Annotated in this window: 1 protein-coding gene; it reads left to right on the forward strand. The window is 76.4% G+C overall.

Translation table 11 applies throughout. The annotated features are described in order from the left end of the window. Nucleotides 1–857, forward strand: an 857-nt coding sequence (locus FV230_RS28785) for a BON domain-containing protein (RefSeq protein WP_147844785.1), incomplete at both ends; no start/stop codon positions are given.

The following is an 857-nucleotide window of genomic DNA, read 5'->3' on the forward strand; positions in this document are numbered from 1 at the left end:
GGCCTACGCGGTCGCGCGCCTGCGCAACCTCGCGCCGGGCGCCATCGCCACGGTGACGGACATGGCGATCGCCGTTTCGGGCGAGGCGGTGGACGTCGCCGCCTACGACGCGTTGCGCGCCGCGCTCGCCGAGCCGCCGCCGGGCTATACGCTCGGCCGGGTCGACGTCCTGCCGGCGCGGATCGACGACTTCACCATGGCCGTGTCGCGAAACCCCGGCGGCGGGGTGGTGCTCACCGGCTCGGTGGTCTCGGAGGCGGCGCGGGCCGAGATCGGGCGGCTGGCCGCGGAGATCGCCGACGGCGTCGCGGTCGAGGACCGGATGCGCACCGCCCGCGGCCTCGCCAAGGACATCGAGCCTGACGCGCTGGCCCGTTTCCTGGTCCGCCTCGTCGGGCTGATGCAGAGCGGCGGCGCCCGCTTCGACGGCGCGCGGGTGTCGGTCGCGGGCGACGCCGTCGACGGCCAGGCCGTCGGCGAGATCGAGACGGCGATGCGCGACGCCAGGCCTCCCGGGGTCGGAGCCGGCGCGGTGGCGCTCACGGTGAAGCCGCTCTCGCCCTACCGCGTCGCGATCCGGCGCGAGGCCGACAGCGTCAGCCTGTCCGGCCACCTGCCGGATACGGAAGCGCGCGACCGGCTGCTCGCGGTGGTGAAGCCGCGCTTCTTTCGCGAGCGCATCCTCGACCGCACCCGCATCGCCGACGGCGCGCCGCCCGACCTCGCCGCCGCACTGTCCGCCGCGGTGCCGGTGCTGGCGAGCCTGTCGAGCGGCGAGGTCGCGGTCGCCGACCGCACGCTGACGCTCTCGGGCGAGAGCCTGTATCGCGAGGCCGCGGGACGGGTCGCCCGGACCC

This window comes from Methylobacterium sp. WL6 (assembly GCF_008040095.1).
Lineage (GTDB): Bacteria > Pseudomonadota > Alphaproteobacteria > Rhizobiales > Beijerinckiaceae > Methylobacterium.